Here is a 16,597-nt window from a genome sequence, read left to right as displayed (position 1 = left end):
TCGTTAATATTGTTTTGATAATCAATCAAGCTTATCCAATAACCTTCTTTTTTGTGTTAAACTAAAACAAAAAAGAAGGTGTTTTTATGCGTTTTTTGATTGATGGTGACGGGTCGCCAGTCAAAGAAGAAGTGATTCGATTAGGGGAGAAGTTCCAATTGCCGGTATTAATTATTACGAGTGTGGATCACTATACGGTGAAAGAATACCCTGATTTTGTTCAATTTATTTATGTTGATAAAGGTGCAGATCGTGCAGATTATCAAATTGTTAAAGAAATTCAACCTGGTGATTTTTTAATCACCCAAGATTATGGTTTAGCTTCTTTAGTATTACCTAAAAAGGCTCGAGTTTTTCATCATTCCGGTCAGGAATACTTAGTGGAAACAATCGATCAGTTGTTGATGCAGCGCTACATTGGCGGTCAATTACGTAAAGCGGGTAAACGAACAAAAGGACCAAAACCTTTTACAGCAAATGATCGAGAAGTATTCTATGAAACAATGGCAGCAATCATCGAGCAAACAATAGCTTAAAGCAAGGATTGTGAAAGCCTTTTCTTAATTTTTTAACTAAACTATGTTCGCGTCGACTCTTTTGTGATAAAATATGAAATGATTTAGCAAGAATATTGAAGACACTGTAAGAGATATTAGGAGGACGCGTTTTTGAAAATTATATTAATCTATGGCGGCCAAAGTGCAGAACATGAAGTTTCCATCTTGTCGGCTTTCTCGATTTTGAATGCTGTATACTATAACTATTATGAAGTACAACTAGTCTTTATTACTAAAGATGGTGAATGGATTAAAGGGCCACTTTTAACCGAACAACCCGCTTCCAAAGAAGTATTGGAATTAACTTGGGCGAAAGCTGCAACTGATGAAGGAAACTTCACAGGCGAAGTCATCTCACCAAGTCTTATTAAGGAAGAAAATGCGATTGTTTTTCCAATTTTACATGGACCAAACGGCGAAGACGGCACAATCCAAGGGTTCTTAGAAACGATTGGGATGCCATATGTTGGGGCTGGTGTGCTAACAAGCGCTTGTGCAATGGATAAGATTACCACGAAAAACCTATTGCAAGTAGCAGGGATTCCACAAGTACCATTTGTTCCTGTTTTAAAAAATATTTGGAAAGAAAATCCGAAGAAGATTTTTGAACAATGTGAAGGCTCACTACTGTATCCATTTTTTGTGAAACCTGCGAATATGGGTTCAAGTGTGGGGATTTCAAAAGTTGAAAATCGCGAAGAATTACAAATGGCACTGGAAGAAGCGTTTAAATACGACAACCGTGCGGTCATTGAACAAGGGATCGAAGCACGTGAAATCGAAGTAGCGATTCTAGGAAATGAAGATGTGCGAACGACGCTTGCGGGTGAAATTGTCAAAGATGTAGCGTTTTACGATTACAATTCGAAATACGTCGATAACAAAATTACGATGGCTATTCCAGCTCAAATCCCCGATGATGTGCAAGAAAAAGCGCAAGAGTATGCCAAATTGGCTTATACGATGATTGGTGGTAGTGGGTTAAGTCGTTGCGATTTCTTTTTAACGAACAAGAATGAACTTTTCTTAAATGAATTAAATACGATGCCAGGCTTTACACAATTCAGCATGTATCCTGTGCTTTGGGAGTCGATGGGCTTACAATACAGCGATCTAATTGAAGAATTGATTCAATTAGGCTTGAATCGTTTTGAACAACGTAAGAACTTTTTAGTCAATATGTAACAAAAACGAGGCTGTGATCCATTAAGGTTGCAGCCTTCTTTTTGTGGGAAAATAAGGAGAAAAAAATGAATTTAACGATTAAAGAAATTGCCGAAGCGTTAAACATTCAAGGCGAATACCCAGATAACATGATTTCGAGTGTTGAGTTTGACAGTCGTTTGATTAAGGCCGATGGATTATTTGTGCCTTTAGCAGGTGAACGTGACGGGCATACTTTTGCTGATAAAGCACTAGAAAATGGTGCAATTGCAAGTTTTTGGAGTCGTCCATTAGAGGAAGCACCAACAGGAATGATTCTATTACCAGTCGCTGATGTGACACATGCTTTTCAACAATTAGCTGTTTACTATCAAGCGAAAGTCGCGCCAAAGGTCATTGGAATTACCGGAAGTAACGGGAAAACGACGACGAAAGATATGACAGAATCCGTCTTAGCCCAACAATTTAAAACGTATAAAACGCAAGGCAACTATAACAATGACTTAGGGATGCCTTATACGATTTTACATATGCCAGCAGACACACAGATGCTCATTTTAGAGATGGGCATGGATCATAAAGATGAGATTGCCTTCTTATCTCAGTTAGCCAAACCAGATGCTGCAGCGATTACTTTAGTGGGTGAGGCCCATCTTGAAAATCTCGGTTCGCGCCAAGGAATTGCCGCTGCGAAAATGGAAATTGTGATAGGTTTAAAAGCAGAAGGATTATTATTAATCCCAGCCAATGAGCCATTATTAGAACCATTAGTGGCTCATTTATCCCAAACTGTTCAGACGTTTGGTATTCAACGAGGCGATTTGAGTGCAACTATTTTAACAGAAGCAAAAGAACAAACGACTTTTGAAGTGGCAGGTATGATTTACGAGATTCCTGTACTTGGAAGTTACAATGTGACAAATGCGCTGATTGCGTATGGATTCGGTCGGTATTTTGGTTTAACGAATGAACAAATTGCGCGCGGTTTGGCTCAATTTCAATTAACTAAAAATCGCACGCAATGGTTGAAAGCCGCAAACGGGGCTGATATTTTGAGTGATGTCTATAATGCGAACCCAACTGCGATGGGATTGGTTCTGGATAGTTTTGGGCAGTTAGAAATCAAAGGGAAACGTTTTGTCGTTTTAGCGGATATGTTGGAACTTGGACCAGATGCTACAGCGATGCACGTTTCGATGAAGGATCATTTATCCGATGATTATGATGAAGTCTTTTTATATGGTAGTGAGATGAAAGCTTTGGCGAATGCGTTACAAGGACGCTCGTTTAAGGTGTATCATTTTGAAAAAGAGGAAAAAGCCTCCCTGGTTGCACAACTTGTGAAACAATTAAAAGCGACAGATACGCTATTACTGAAAGGTAGTAATGGGATGGGATTAGCAGAAATTATTGAGCATTTACAATAAAAATGATATCAAAAAGAAAATTAAGAAAAAGTAATGTAAGCGAGTCTTGAAACTTGCTGAAATCTTTCATGTGTGTTAGAATAAACTTCGTGCCGAAAGATGAAGAGAATGATTATCAACTCAAGATAATCAATAATGAAGATAAACGAAACGTTAATTGACTAATTATTAGTCAAAATGAATTTAGATTCGAAATGAGGCTAAGACAGAAGGGAAATAATAACTTGTCCTAGTCTTTTCTAATGCCTTCAAGAAGCGGTTTTTCGGTGGGAAATGAGTGAGAGTTTGGCTAGGGACATCCACTTTTACGTCATTTATCAAAAATAACGCTTCAAGTTAGTCAGAAACAAAATCTGACGGGGGGAAACCCTACAAACAAGCGATGAATGCGGGAGACGTATTCAATCACCACTAGGAGGATTTATTTGAAATTTACAGAATTAAACTTATCACCAGAACTACTTGCAGCGGTTGAGCGTGCAGGATTTGAAGAAGCAACACCAATCCAATCAGAAACGATTCCTTTGGCTTTAGCAGGCAAAGACGTTATTGGTCAAGCACAAACAGGAACGGGTAAAACAGCCGCTTTTGGTTTGCCGATGTTAGAAAAAATTGACGCAACAAAACGTCAAATTCAAGGTTTAGTGATTGCACCAACACGTGAATTAGCTATCCAAACACAAGAAGAGTTACACCGTTTAGGTCGCGACAAAAAGATTCGTGTGTCAGCTGTTTACGGTGGGGCAGATATTGGTCGCCAAATCCGTCAATTAAAAGACAATCCACACATCGTTGTTGGAACACCAGGACGTATGTTAGACCATATTAACCGTCGTACGTTAAAATTAGGAACAGTTGAAACATTAGTATTAGATGAAGCCGATGAAATGTTAAACATGGGCTTCCTAGAAGATATCGAAGCGATTATCTCTCAAGTCCCTGATCACCGCCAAACATTATTGTTCTCAGCAACAATGCCGCCAGCAATTAAAAGCATTGGCGTGAAATTCATGAAAGAACCTGAACACGTAAAAATTAAAGCAAAAGAAATGACTGCTGATTTAATTGAACAATTTTACGTACGTTCAAAAGATTTCGAAAAATTCGATATCATGACTCGTTTATTAGACGTTCAAACACCAGAATTAACGATTGTTTTCGGTCGTACAAAACGTCGTGTAGATGAATTATCACGTGGATTAGAAGCTCGTGGTTATAAAGCTGAAGGAATCCATGGCGATTTAACACAACAAAAACGTATGAGCGTTTTACGTTCATTCAAGAGTGGTCAATTAGACATTTTAGTTGCGACTGACGTAGCAGCTCGTGGATTGGATATTTCAGGTGTAACACACGTTTACAACTACGATATTCCTCAAGATCCAGAAAGCTATGTTCACCGTATCGGCCGTACAGGTCGTGCCGGTAAAGAAGGCGTTTCTGTAACGTTTGTAACACCAAACGAAATGAGTTACTTACAAGTTATTGAAAACTTAACGAAAAAACGCATGACAGCTTTACGTCCACCAAGTGAAAAAGAAGCTTTCTCTGGTCAATTAAATGCTGCAGTGGAACAAGTTGGCAGCAAAATTGCAGAGAACGGTTTAGAGCGTTACTTAGAAGTAGCTGATCAATTACTTGAAGAACATAATCCACAAGAGTTAGTGGCATTGTTAGTTAAGACATTAGCGAAAGATCCAGCTGATATGGATCCAGTAAACATCACACCAGAGCGTCCATTACCACAAGGTAAAAAAGGCTTTGGTAACAAAGGTGGCGGTAATCGTCGTGGAGGCAACCGTTCAGGCGGAGGCAACCGTGGTCGTGAAGGCGGCAACCGTGGAAGTGGCAATCGTGATGATCGTCGTCCTCGTGGTGAAGGTGGCAACCGTAGTGGCGAAGGTCGCGGACGTGATGACCGTCGTTCACGCAGCGAAGGTGAAAACCGCGGACGCGATGAGCGCCGTACACCTCGTAGTGAAGATAGTCGTGGACGCAGCGGTAACAGTGCAGACCGTAGCAAACGTCAAAGCGGCGACAAAAAACGCAGCTTCGTTATCCGTAACAACCAAGATTAATCATAATGAAAAGCGAAAACTAAAAAAGTTTTCGCTTTTTTTTTGCCTTTTTTCAAATCGTGTTGGACTAAGTAAAGGCTTAAGTGCTTGATTATTGATTATCGAGCAACGTGTTTTTTAGGATTTACTTTGACTTTATGCTATTTCCATTCCATTTTTCAATCAATAGTGAATCTTGTAGGTCGGAGGATGTTTGATTCTATATTGGAAAACGCTTACGAATGTGTTAAGCTTTTGATTTGAGAGTGTGTAACAAAAAGAATAAGGTGCGGATTGAGCATCACAATTGTGGAGGGTTTCAAGTGAAGAACAAACAAGTTTTATTTTATCCAGGTGATAAAGGGTCAAAAGCCTATCGTATTCCATCGTTGATTTGTACAAATGATAACGTTTTAATTGCCGCGAATGACGCGCGTTTAGTGAATCAAAATGATAATCCGAATCAAATTAATAACGTGATTCGTCGGAGTTATGACAACGGACAAACTTGGACAGAAAGTCAAACGACCGTGGCGTACATTGGTGATGAAGGTGAAGATGGACCGGCAGCGATTGACATCGCCCTTTTAAATGATCAAGCAACAGATACGGTTTGGGGTGTCTTTAATCATACACCGGGTGGGGTCGGTTGGTATTTAAGTCAACCCGGAACAGGTTATATTGGAGAAGATAAAAAACTAATAGATAGTAGACAAAAAGGGTATCGGATGCTAGCTGACGGTCGTGTGCAAACAATCGAAGGTGAAGCAACCGACTATCGTGTTGATCAAGAAGGATACGTCTATTTAAATGAAGAACGTTTGTCGACCATTTATGCAAAATTCGACAGTGAAAAATCAGAACAGTTATTTGAAATGCCCACAAGTTTTTTACAATTAATTAAGAGCGAAGACGGCGGAGTGACTTGGTCGGAGCCGATCAATCTTAATTTACAAGTTAAAGAAGAGTGGATGAGCTTTATCGGTTCGGGTCCAGGAATTGGGATTCAGTTACAGCATGGAAAACATCGTGGGCGACTGATTTTTCCAATCTATTATACGAATGAATTAAAATTATTTTCTTGTGCCGTTATTTATAGCGATGATCATGGTCAAACATGGCATAGAGGGGAATCACCAAATGATGGTCGCTTATGCGACGCGACCTTCCTCTCAGCGGAACACTATGGGAAAGATTTACGTCAATTTGAGTTAACGGAATCACAAGTGATTGAGCGTGAAAACGGTGATTTGGTAGTATATATGCGCAATCATTCAGGAAAATTACGCGTCGCAAAATCGGTGAGTCACGATGGGGGGCAAACTTGGTCACAGCCAATATATGATGAAACCTTGGTGAATCCTGTGTGCCAATTTAGCCTCTTAAAAGTCATCGATGAAAGACAACCGGAAAAAGAAGTGGTTTTATTCTTAGGACCAAATTCAGAAACGGAGCGCGCGAAAGGCACGTTACGTTTAAGTGAAGATGGCGGTGAAACGTGGATTACTGAAAAATTAATTGAACCCGGCTCATTTGTCTATTCCTGTATGACCCAACTAGCCGATGGCACGATTGGTATTTTATATGAAACAGAAAGCGACCAACCCGGCTTGCTTCAATCGACTTTTGTCACGATTGGACTGGATGAATTAACAGAATAGAATAATACCGTCTTATTTGACTCAGATTGAGAAGAATAGGACGGTATTTTTAACTTCGTTGTTTAAAATGAAATATTGGGCTCGTTTCGTTTTTTAACGGGAATTTGCATACGAATAAACATGGAGCGGTTCATATCAGATGTTTTGTTATTTTCATAAAGAACTTCGCAAATATAATCGCCAGTTATTTGATAGTCAAGCAGTGCTAGTGCCTTTTTAAAACGTGGTAATTGCTCAATCTCTTCTCGAAATGAATGGCAATAAAAGGTGGCATATGTGCCTTTTCGAAGGGACTTTGTACGGGATGTTTTCTTATCGGAAAACATGAAAAATTCTTTTGATTGGAATGTTTCTTGAGCAAAAGAGTGATGTGACATAATTGAGCCGACGCGGTTAAATTTGCGTAAGTTTTTCCTTTCGGATTTAAATTCACGTAATGAAAATTCGTATTCTTCTTCAGACATCTCATAAATATTTTGGGTGGTCGGGTGCGTAAGAATCCAGCGGGTTGGAAATTCCAAGAGTTCAATCTCGTTGCATTCTTTTTTTGCTTGATAAATAAAAGCGCCATCTTGAAAGGCTTCAATTTCTTTTAATTGTTGGTCAAGCTGGCTTAATTCGTGTCGAAGTTCTTCTTTTTTATTTTCGATTAATTGATTTAACATTGTAGGATTTTTCGTATCATCCATCATATGTTTTATTTCTGCTAATGAAAAATTTAATTGCTGAAAAAATTGAATATTATCGATAACGGCGGATTGTTTGATGTGATAGAAACGGTAATTGGTAAAGGGGTCAATTGCAATCGGATGGATTAAATCGATCTTTTCATAATAGCGTAAAGCTTGGATAGAAATTTGATTATATTTCGCAAAATCACCAATTTTCATTTTTGAAAACAATTTCAAAACACTCCCTTGACTCTATAGTTACTATAGACATTATACTTCAGTTGTGAATTAAAATACAAGTTAAAGTGGAGGAATGAAAAATGTTTAAAGAAAAAGTACGTGTCGTGCAATATGGTTGTGGAAAGATGTCAAAATCAATTATTAAGTATTTAATCGATCATGGTGCAGAAGTCGTTGGAGCAATTGATAGCAACCCAACAGTTGTCGGGCAAGACATTGGTGTTTTTGCGGATTTAGGTTACAATACTGGGGTTAAAATTTCAGACAATGCACAAGAAGTTTTTGATCAGTGTGATGCCGATGTTGCAATTGTCACGGTTTTTAGTTATATGCCAGAGATGGAACAAATATTTGAAACCTGCTTAAGTAATAAAGTGAATGTTATCACAACGTGTGAAGAAGCAATTTATTCTTGGAATACCTCACCGGCAGTCTCCAATCGCTTAGATCGTTTAGCGAAAGAAAACGACGTAACGATTACAGGAAGTGGAATGCAAGATCTGTATTGGATTAACATGCCGACTTTAATGATGGCTGGTATGAATCAAATTCAAAAAGTTAAAGGTGCGGTTAGTTACAACGTGGAAGATTATGGTCTAGCATTAGCTGAAGCACACGGTGCGGGCTATGACTTAGAAAAGTTTGATAAAGAGATTGCACAAGCGGAAAGTTTACCTTCTTATATGTGGAATGCGGCGGAAGGGATTTGTGCCAAAATGAACTGGACGATTCAATCCATTCGTCAGCAAAGTGTGCCTTTTGTCTTGGAAGAAGATGTTTATTCTGAAACGTTAGGTAGAACAATTCCAGCAGGTGATGCGATTGGAATGTCAGCAGTGACGACGATTCAGACGTATCAAGGGATTGAATTAGAAGTTGAGTGTATTGGAAAAGTCTATCGTGAATCAGATGGTGATATGTGTGATTGGGAAATTACTGGTGAACCTGATATGGTCTTTTCATTGAATAAACCCGATACGGTGGCTCACACTTGTGCGACAGTGGTGAATCGAATTCCGTCGTTGTTACATGCACCAGCTGGTTTAGTCACAGCAGAAAAATTAGAAAATCCAAGCTACTTAACTTATCCAATTCATCTTTATGTATAATCTAAAAAGTCTCGGTCGGCTACTGCCTTCTGAGATTTTTTTAATAGTAAAAATGTTGCCGTTATAACGGAAAGAAGGAAGGCTTAATCAATTGAAAAGGATTTTATATAATATAAGGGAGGGAGAGTGTAACAAAATGAAAAAAATCGTAGCAATCACTTCTTGTCCAGTCGGCATCGCCCATACATACATGGCAGCTGAAAATTTAGAAAAAGCTGGAAAAGAATTAGGAGTCCAAGTCAAAGTAGAGACACATGGATCAATCGGGATTGAAAATCCTTTAACCGAACAAGAGATCAACGAAGCGGATGGTGTGATTATCGCAGCCGACACGAACGTTGATTTATCACGTTTTGGTGGGAAGCCACTAATTAAAGTTGGCGTACAAGACGGTGTACATAAATCCGTTCAATTAGTTCAACAAATTCTAGACGGAAAAGCAGCGATTCATACAAGCGATGCAAGCACATCTGTCCAAGAGGAAGAACAAACAACGAGTATCGGTAAACAAATTTATAAAAGCCTAATGAACGGTGTTTCGTACATGGTGCCGTTTGTCGTAACAGGTGGTTTACTGATCGCTCTTTCATTAACATTAGGTGGCGAAGCAGGACCTGGTGGAATTGTCGTACCTGAAGGAACGATTTGGTCAACACTGTTAGCCCTTGGTGGTATCGCAATGAGCTTAATGGTACCTGTATTATCTGCTTTTATTGCGCAAAGTATTGCCGATCGTCCCGGACTGGTTCCAGGTTTCATCGGTGGGATGTTAGCGGCGAATGGCGCATTGTATGGTAGTGATGCCAATGCTGGTTTCTTAGGCGGGATTGTGACAGGTTTCTTAGCCGGTTACGTAGTCGTTGCAATTAAGAAAGTTAAAGTACCAAAAGTCATTCAATCGATTATGCCAATTATTATTATTCCAATCTTGGCATCTGTCATTGTCGGACTGTCATTTATCTATATTGTCGGTGAACCAGTTGCCTGGTTATTCCAAGCGTTAACGGATTTCTTAGTTGGCATGCAAGGTGGAAGTGAAGTTGTTTTAGCGATGATTTTAGGTGCGATGATTGCTTTTGATATGGGTGGACCATTCAATAAGGTTGCCTTCTTATTCGGTTCTGGTTTAATTGCAGAAGGAAATTATCAAATCATGGGGCCAATTGCTGTAGCGATTTGTATTCCGCCATTAGCTTTAGGAACAGCGTCATTCGTCTTAAAAAATAAATTTACGCGCCCTGAAAAAGAAGCAGGGAAAGCAGCATTTGCTATGGGACTGTTCGGAATTACGGAAGGTGCGATTCCTTTTGCATCAACCGATCCAGTTCGTGTTATTCCAAGTATTGTAGCGGGTTCAATGGTCGGTAGCGTGGTCGCAATGCTAAGTAACGTAACGAACCAAGTTGCTCACGGTGGTCCAATCGTAGCCGTTTTAGGAGCTGTCGGAAATGTGGTTATGTTCTTCGTAGCGGTCTTAGCCGGAGTGGCAACAACGGTGATCATGTTAAGTTTCTTAAAACCAACCATTAAAGCAGCGGTCGTTGAAGTACCAACACAAGAACCAACTGTTACGCCAGAAGTTGCAACAGAAAATACAGAAGAGTTAACATCAATTTTAGACATTATTGTCGATGATTCAATTGTTTTAGACATTGAAGGCGAAACAAAAGAACCTGTGATTGAAGAGTTAACGAAACGTTTAGCAACAACTGGAAATGTGACAAGTGCTGAAAGCTTTAAAGAAGCAATTTATATGCGTGAAGCTCAAAGCACAACAGGAATCGGCATGGGAATTGCGATTCCTCATGGAAAATCAGACAGTGTACTACGTCCAACATTAGCTTTTGCTAGAAGTACTCAAGGGGTGGACTGGCAAGCACTTGATGGTGAGCCATCACATTTAATCTTCATGATTGCTGTACCAAAAGATGCACAAGGCGATATGCACTTGAAAATCTTACAACGTCTATCGCGTAAGTTAATGGATGACGATTTCCGTCAAAACTTAATGGATGCAAAAGATAAAGCAGCAATTAAAGCACTATTAGCTGAAATGTAATAACGGACAAACCTTATGGAGCGATGATTCCATAAGGTTTGTTTTTTTAGTTTTGGCGATTTGATGGTAAGATAGGGCGTTAGTAAAAAAAGAAAGGTTGTATTCAAAATGAACAATCGTCAACAAGCATTGCTTTTAGCATTGTTGGAACAAATGACTTATCAAACAACGAAGGCTCTGGCGGAATCATTTTCTGTTTCGGAGCGGACTTTACAAACCGATTTGAATCGAATCGAAGAATACTTAGCGGCACAACCACTGCAAGTCCAATTGCAACGTAAAAAAGGGACAGGCGTACGAATCGAAGGGCATGACAGTCAACGTGCACGTCTAAAAAAGAAAGTGAATCAAGGATTAAATCAACCAAGTTTTGATGAGGAGAAGCGGACAGAGTTATTAATTTTTCATTTGTTGATGGCGAAAAAAGGACAATCATTAGATGAGTTAGCTGAAAAGATGTTCGTGAGTCGGATGGAAATTAAACGATTACTAGAGGCGTTGCACGCCTTCTTTTCTTACAATGGTCTATCGCTTGTTTCAAAACCACGTATCGGAACATTGGTGGAAGGATCCGAACGTAAGAAAAGAGAATTATTAGCTCAAAATTTAAAAGCCATTCAAAAGAGCGATCCGCAAACGATGATGCTCAAAGACTTTTTTTCAAAAGAAACCCTCTCTCTCATTCAGCGCATTTTACGTGAAGTCTTAACGAAAGAGGGTGTCGGTTACAACCCGGAATTATCGAATGTCGATATTCATATTTATTTTATGCTCGAACGCATGTGGCAAGGAGAAACCGTGTTGCTGAGCGATGAAGAACATCAGTTAGTCGAAAATACCTTGGCTCAAAAATTAAGTAGTTGCGTCTTAGTTAAGTTGTCAGACGTGTACCCGGTTGTCTTTTCACCAAATGAAATTGATTATTTAGCTTTAAGATTAGCCCACGTGATTTCAAAAGAACAAGGCGAAAGGCAATCGTTAGAAAAAGCCCAAGCGCTCACGGTTCATCTGATCAAGGGAGTCGAGCAGTTGATGTGTGTCGATTTTCAACAAGATCCAACCTTGGAAGCCAATTTGATGTCGCACTTATCATCAACATATTTCCGTATCAATCATGGATTTTCAATTTCAAATCCATTAACAAAAGAGATTTTAGGCACGTATACCCACTTATTTTTAGTGATTCAAATGGTGTTAGAATCCTTCTTTTCTGAAGAAGATTTTTATATTCCACAAGAGGAAATCGCTTATTTAACCGTCCATTTTCAAGCGGCTTTTGAACGAACACAAAAGCCAAAACAAAAGCGTTTTGAAGCGATTTTAGTCAGTCAGTATAGCCAATCAATGGCGACGTTTTTAGAAGCACGTTTAAATCGTGAGTTGCCCGATCTGACCATTAAAAAAACGATTGAGTATTTAGATGGGATGTCCGCTGATTTTGGATCGGCTGATTTTATTGTGAGTACCGTACCACTCGACAATGCGACGCTACCGGTTGTTGTCATTTCTCCGATGATTACGGAAAGTGATGTGGCGCAATTGTTGAAATACATGCTTGAACACCAACCAATTAAAACAAAAAAGCAATTTGATCTCGCACGTTTTACCAATCCGTTCTTAGTTTTTCCACAGTTAGATTTTGCGAACGTATCGGATTTATTGCATTTTTTAGGGGAGCATTTAGTGAATGAAGGGTATGTCGCATCATCATTTGTCGCCTCATTAATTGATCGAGAAAGCCGTTCAAGTACGCGAGTCGCACCATTCATTGCCCTGCCTCATGGCAATCCAGATCTCGTCAAATTATCGACCATTTCAATTGCAACATTAAGAGAACCAATGGATTGGCATGGCGAGAAAGTACAACTGGTTTTATTGTTAGCCGTACGACAAGAAGAGTTGAAGGATGAACAATTTAAACGGCTGTTTCCACTGATTCATTATTTGGAAAGCAATCACACGGTATTGAATCATCTACTAACCGAGAAAAACCCTTTAAATCTGATTCAATTATTATCAGAATACGAGTAGGGAGTGTGGCAAAAGTCATTTGACTCTGAGAAATTAGAAGTAAATTCAAACAAACGGGGACTTCAATTGCTCGAATCGATTGTAACCTTTCGAAAGAGGTGGCTTTTATCACCTGTGTATCAATCAAAAATTCATGTAACTGTAAGAAGCGATGACCTCAGTCATCGCTTTTTTTGTGAGAATATTTAAATACGAAAGGTTTAAATGAGGAAAAAAAGGAAAGTTGATGTATGATAAAAGAAAAGAATTAGGCAGTAGAAAAAGGTGATGGAAAAGATGGATAAAGCAGCTTTCTATAGTCACATGCCAGATGGGACACGTATTTATTATGAAAAAAGTGGTACCGGAGCGCCACTTTTTTTACTGCACGGTAATGGCGATAGTGGGGGCTATTTTTCTTATCAAGTCCCTTTATTTGAACAATATTTTACCGTATATGTGATTGATAGCCGAGCACATGGCAAATCAAGTAATGCCCAACCGTATTTAGATTTCCCTTTGATGGCAAATGATCTAGTCGAATTGATGGCACAAGAAAGGTTAGCACAAGTGACGTTACTCGGATTTAGTGACGGTGCAAATTTGGCAATGGTTTTTAGTATTCTCCATCCAGAAAAAGTTCGCTCACTAATTTTGAATTCAGGTAATACGTATGTTTCTGGCGTTAAATGGTGGTCGAATCTGTGGACGCGTCTTCAATATGGCTGGTATATGTTGCTATCATTATTTGTTCCGAAATATAAACAATCCGTTCAAAGGATTCAATTGATGATGCGTGATATCGGTGTTTCTGAAAGCCAGTTACGTCAAATGACATTTCCAGTTCTGATTATTGTCGGTCGAAAAGATTTTGTAAAGGTCCGGCATTCGAAGTACTTGGCACGAACGATACCGCATGCATCTTTTGTTCAGATGACTGGAGAAAACCACTTTTATGCCAAGCAAAATCCAAAAAGTTTTAATCAACAAGTCCTACAGTTTCTCAAAAAATCAGTTGAGGTGAGAACATGAAAAAATTAATTGAAGGCATTAAAAAGTATTTTGGACTCTTGAAGTTGCTATTTTTCCTATCGGTTGTCGTAATTGTCGTTCGCGAGTTATTGGTTTTAAATAAAAGCTTGTCTTATGAGAAGTTGCTGGAGATTTTTAGTCAAATTGCGCTATGGAAAATTCTATTGATGTTATTGGTAGGAATCCTGTCGGTCACACCGATGATCGGATATGACTGGATTTTGAACCGTAATCTCGATCGAAAATGGCCCAAAAAATACTTGCTTGAAACAAGTTGGATGATTAATACGATTAATAATATTGCCGGTTTTGGTGGTTTGATCAGTATCGGATTACGGTCACAAATTTATGGCAAGAATAAAGAAGTCAAAGCCGTGACAGCGGCGTTATCCAAAATATTTTTATTCATGATGTCCGGTTTGTCGATTTATAGTGCTTTTGCTTTGTTGAGGATTGGGACACAGCCGCATACGAGTGGTCTAGCGAATGATTGGTTGTGGTTATTGGGTGGTAGTTTGTATTTTCCGATGGTACTGTTAGCGAATGCGTTTTTTAATAAAAAAACGGTTCATTCGGACAAGTGGAAAGAGCAACTCTCGTTAATTATGATTTCTTTTTTTGAATGGACGGGCGTTTTAGCAACGTTCTTTGTTGTTGGACGACTCATGGGAATTGATTATTCTTTTTCCACTGTCTTTCCAATTTTTATTACCGCATCCGTTATCGGGGCCGTTTCAATGATTCCTGGAGCACTGGGAAGTTTTGATTTAGTGATGTTAATTGGTCTCACACGTCTAGGATTATCCAAGGAACTCGTTACGAGTTGGTTGTTGTTGTATCGGTTGTTTTATTACGTTGTACCATTTTTATTCAGCTTACCAGTCTTTGCGCACACTACCGGTAAAATGCTAAATGAACGTTATGAGGGCGTCCCGAAACGCTTATTATCACAAGTCTTACAAAAAATAACGGTGATTGGTTATTACGTATTCGGTATCCTGTTAATGCTATCCAACGTTTTTCCACGTTGGTTTGACCAATATATTTGGCTACAACAATTTCATTTGTCCTCAGCCCATCTTTTTTCACAAATACCGAACCTGATTATTGGGGCATTTTTCTTAATAATCGGTCGAGGCTTATCGGCAAAAGTCTCACGTAGTCTAATCCCAGCCTTTATTTTATTGATTGGAACGAGTATTTATTGTTTATCTGCGGATTATGGCATGCTGATTCAAGTCTATTTAGTAGGACTTTTGTTATTGACGTACGTGACTCGTCGGGGATTGTTTCGTCAGCAGTTTGTCTATGCTTGGGAGTGGCTGACGATTGACGGCTTGATTTTAGTCTTATTTTCGATCAGTTATATCGTGCTAGGCGTTGAAAATCGCCACCAATTACCTAAAGCATTTCACTTCAGAGCACTCCACTTCATCAACCTTTCAATCGGGGTCGTTTGGCTCTACAGCTTTTTAATCTTATTATCGATTACGCTATGTAGCGTATTGCTGATTCGGTATTTACAAGGGAAAAAAGAGTCGTTAGGGCAAGACTTTGATGAGGAAATCGTGCAACGAATCTTAACTAATTATGGTGGGAATTTAACGAGTCAACTCGTCTTTTTAAAAGACAAGCAAATTTTTGTTTATGAGAAGGATGGCGAACAAACCGTCTTTTTCCAGTTCGGGATTCACAATAATAAGTGTGTCGTTATGGGTGATCCTTCAGGTAAAAAAGAAGATTTCCGTGAGGCGGTTCTCTCCATTATTGACGCGGCCGATGTGTTGGGTTACACCCCAGTATTTTATGAAGTCAGCGAACCGTTTGTCTTTTTACTACATGAATATGGCTATGATTTTTTCAAAATGGGGGAAGAAGCCCATGTTTATTTACCCGATTTCACCTTATCTGGTAAAAAGATGAAAGGCAACCGCGCCTTAATCAATAAATTAATTAAATCAGGCTATACTTTCGAAGTACTCAAACCACCGTTCAGTCAAGAAATAATGACCGAAATTAAAGTGATTTCGGACGCGTGGTTAGGCAGTCGAAAAGAAAAAGGCTTCTCACTCGGATTCTTTTCAGAAGACTATTTACAACGGGCAGAAATGGCTATTGTACGTGATCAAGAGGGTGCAATCGTGGCCTTTTCGAATATTATGCCAACGTATGATAAAGACGTCATTACGATTGACTTGATGCGTCATCATCCACAAAATGCCCCATCCGGTAGTATGGATTTCTTATTTATTCATTTGTTCGAGTGGAGCCAAGCACAAGGTTATGACTATTTTAGCTTGGGAATGGCGCCGTTAGCCAATGTAGGTGTCAATCAAAAAAGCTTTATCCAAGAACGAATCGCCCATCTTGTTTATCAATTTGGTTCGCGCTTTTATTCCTTCCAAGGATTGCGTAAGTATAAAGCAAAATACGCGACGAAATGGGCACCGAGTTACCTACTTTATCACCGAGATACTTGGATTTTGTATGTGATGATTGCTTTGCTGATGGTCGATGATGCACCGAAAAGGGAAAATTAAAGCAAGAAAATATCTAGGAGTCAAATCCCTAGGTATTTTTTTGTTTCTTTTTTACCTTTAAGAAAGGTTA

At 39.1% G+C, this 16,597-nt stretch carries 11 protein-coding genes; 10 read left to right on the top strand and 1 reads right to left on the bottom strand.

What is annotated here, in order from left to right; genetic code table 11:
- Positions 1-86: 86 nt before the first annotated feature.
- The 5 genes from IEV09_RS03250 to IEV09_RS03230 all read left to right on the top strand — a co-directional run bounded on the left by IEV09_RS03250 (position 87) and on the right by IEV09_RS03230 (position 6,866).
- Positions 87-536, top strand: coding sequence for a YaiI/YqxD family protein (locus tag IEV09_RS03250; protein WP_188366842.1), 450 nt, complete (start codon positions 87-89; stop codon positions 534-536).
- A gap of 132 nt (positions 537-668) precedes the next feature.
- Positions 669-1,742 carry a D-alanine--D-alanine ligase gene (locus IEV09_RS03245; protein ID WP_188366841.1) on the top strand — a complete coding sequence of 358 codons (1,074 nt, stop codon included), beginning with the start codon at positions 669-671 and terminating at the stop codon, positions 1,740-1,742.
- Positions 1,743-1,807: 65 nt separating this feature from the next.
- Complete coding sequence (locus tag IEV09_RS03240; RefSeq protein ID WP_188366840.1) at positions 1,808-3,148, top strand: UDP-N-acetylmuramoyl-tripeptide--D-alanyl-D-alanine ligase; 1,341 nt, start codon at positions 1,808-1,810, stop codon at positions 3,146-3,148.
- Positions 3,149-3,573: 425 nt separating this feature from the next.
- Positions 3,574-5,226, top strand: a complete 1,653-nt coding sequence (cshA, locus tag IEV09_RS03235; RefSeq protein ID WP_275950531.1) for a degradosome RNA helicase CshA — start codon at positions 3,574-3,576, stop codon at positions 5,224-5,226.
- Positions 5,227-5,528: 302 nt separating this feature from the next.
- Positions 5,529-6,866: a sialidase family protein gene (locus IEV09_RS03230; RefSeq protein ID WP_188366838.1), complete on the top strand. Its 1,338-nt coding sequence runs from the start codon at positions 5,529-5,531 to the stop codon at positions 6,864-6,866.
- Positions 6,867-6,928: 62 nt separating this feature from the next.
- Here the strand turns inward: IEV09_RS03230 and IEV09_RS03225 are convergent, their stop codons facing one another.
- Complete coding sequence (locus IEV09_RS03225) at positions 6,929-7,768, bottom strand: MerR family transcriptional regulator (RefSeq protein WP_188366837.1); 840 nt, start codon at positions 7,766-7,768, stop codon at positions 6,929-6,931.
- A gap of 89 nt (positions 7,769-7,857) precedes the next feature.
- On the opposite strand from IEV09_RS03225, the gene IEV09_RS03220 reads away from it, so the two are divergent.
- The 5 genes from IEV09_RS03220 to mprF all read left to right on the top strand — a co-directional run bounded on the left by IEV09_RS03220 (position 7,858) and on the right by mprF (position 16,527).
- Positions 7,858-8,886 (top strand): NAD(P)H-dependent amine dehydrogenase family protein, encoded by a 1,029-nt coding sequence (locus tag IEV09_RS03220; protein ID WP_188366836.1) that lies wholly within the window; start codon positions 7,858-7,860, stop codon positions 8,884-8,886.
- A gap of 136 nt (positions 8,887-9,022) precedes the next feature.
- Positions 9,023-10,945 carry a fructose-specific PTS transporter subunit EIIC gene (locus tag IEV09_RS03215; RefSeq protein ID WP_188366835.1) on the top strand — a complete coding sequence of 641 codons (1,923 nt, stop codon included), beginning with the start codon at positions 9,023-9,025 and terminating at the stop codon, positions 10,943-10,945.
- 108 nt (positions 10,946-11,053) lie between these two features.
- On the top strand, positions 11,054-12,976 hold the full coding sequence (locus IEV09_RS03210) for a BglG family transcription antiterminator (RefSeq protein WP_188366834.1): 1,923 nt from the start codon (positions 11,054-11,056) through the stop codon (positions 12,974-12,976).
- A gap of 276 nt (positions 12,977-13,252) precedes the next feature.
- Positions 13,253-13,987 (top strand): alpha/beta fold hydrolase, encoded by a 735-nt coding sequence (locus IEV09_RS03205; protein WP_188367097.1) that lies wholly within the window; start codon positions 13,253-13,255, stop codon positions 13,985-13,987.
- Entirely contained in the window at positions 13,984-16,527 is a 2,544-nt protein-coding gene (gene mprF, locus IEV09_RS03200; RefSeq protein WP_188366833.1) for a bifunctional lysylphosphatidylglycerol flippase/synthetase MprF, read from the top strand. The genes IEV09_RS03205 and mprF overlap by 4 nt, the downstream gene beginning before the upstream one ends.
- Positions 16,528-16,597 lie beyond the last annotated feature (70 nt).

It is taken from the genome of Enterococcus alcedinis (assembly GCF_014635985.1).
GTDB classification, from domain to species: domain Bacteria; phylum Bacillota; class Bacilli; order Lactobacillales; family Enterococcaceae; genus Enterococcus_I; species Enterococcus_I alcedinis.
The sequence above is the reverse complement of the archived record's forward strand: the minus strand, read 5'-3'. Positions and strand labels throughout refer to the sequence as shown.

What these genes read in the sequence shown, in the direction of transcription:
- IEV09_RS03250 (WP_188366842.1), top strand. Translation starts at nt 87, where the DNA reads ATGCGTTTTTTGATTGATGGTGACGGGTCGCCAGTCAAAGAAGAAGTG.
- IEV09_RS03240 (WP_188366840.1), top strand. Translation starts at nt 1,808, where the DNA reads ATGAATTTAACGATTAAAGAAATTGCCGAAGCGTTAAACATTCAAGGC.
- IEV09_RS03220 (WP_188366836.1), top strand. Translation starts at nt 7,858, where the DNA reads ATGTTTAAAGAAAAAGTACGTGTCGTGCAATATGGTTGTGGAAAGATG.
- IEV09_RS03215 (WP_188366835.1), top strand. Translation starts at nt 9,023, where the DNA reads ATGAAAAAAATCGTAGCAATCACTTCTTGTCCAGTCGGCATCGCCCAT.
- IEV09_RS03210 (WP_188366834.1), top strand. Translation starts at nt 11,054, where the DNA reads ATGAACAATCGTCAACAAGCATTGCTTTTAGCATTGTTGGAACAAATG.
- IEV09_RS03205 (WP_188367097.1), top strand. Translation starts at nt 13,253, where the DNA reads ATGGATAAAGCAGCTTTCTATAGTCACATGCCAGATGGGACACGTATT.
- mprF (WP_188366833.1), top strand. Translation starts at nt 13,984, where the DNA reads ATGAAAAAATTAATTGAAGGCATTAAAAAGTATTTTGGACTCTTGAAG.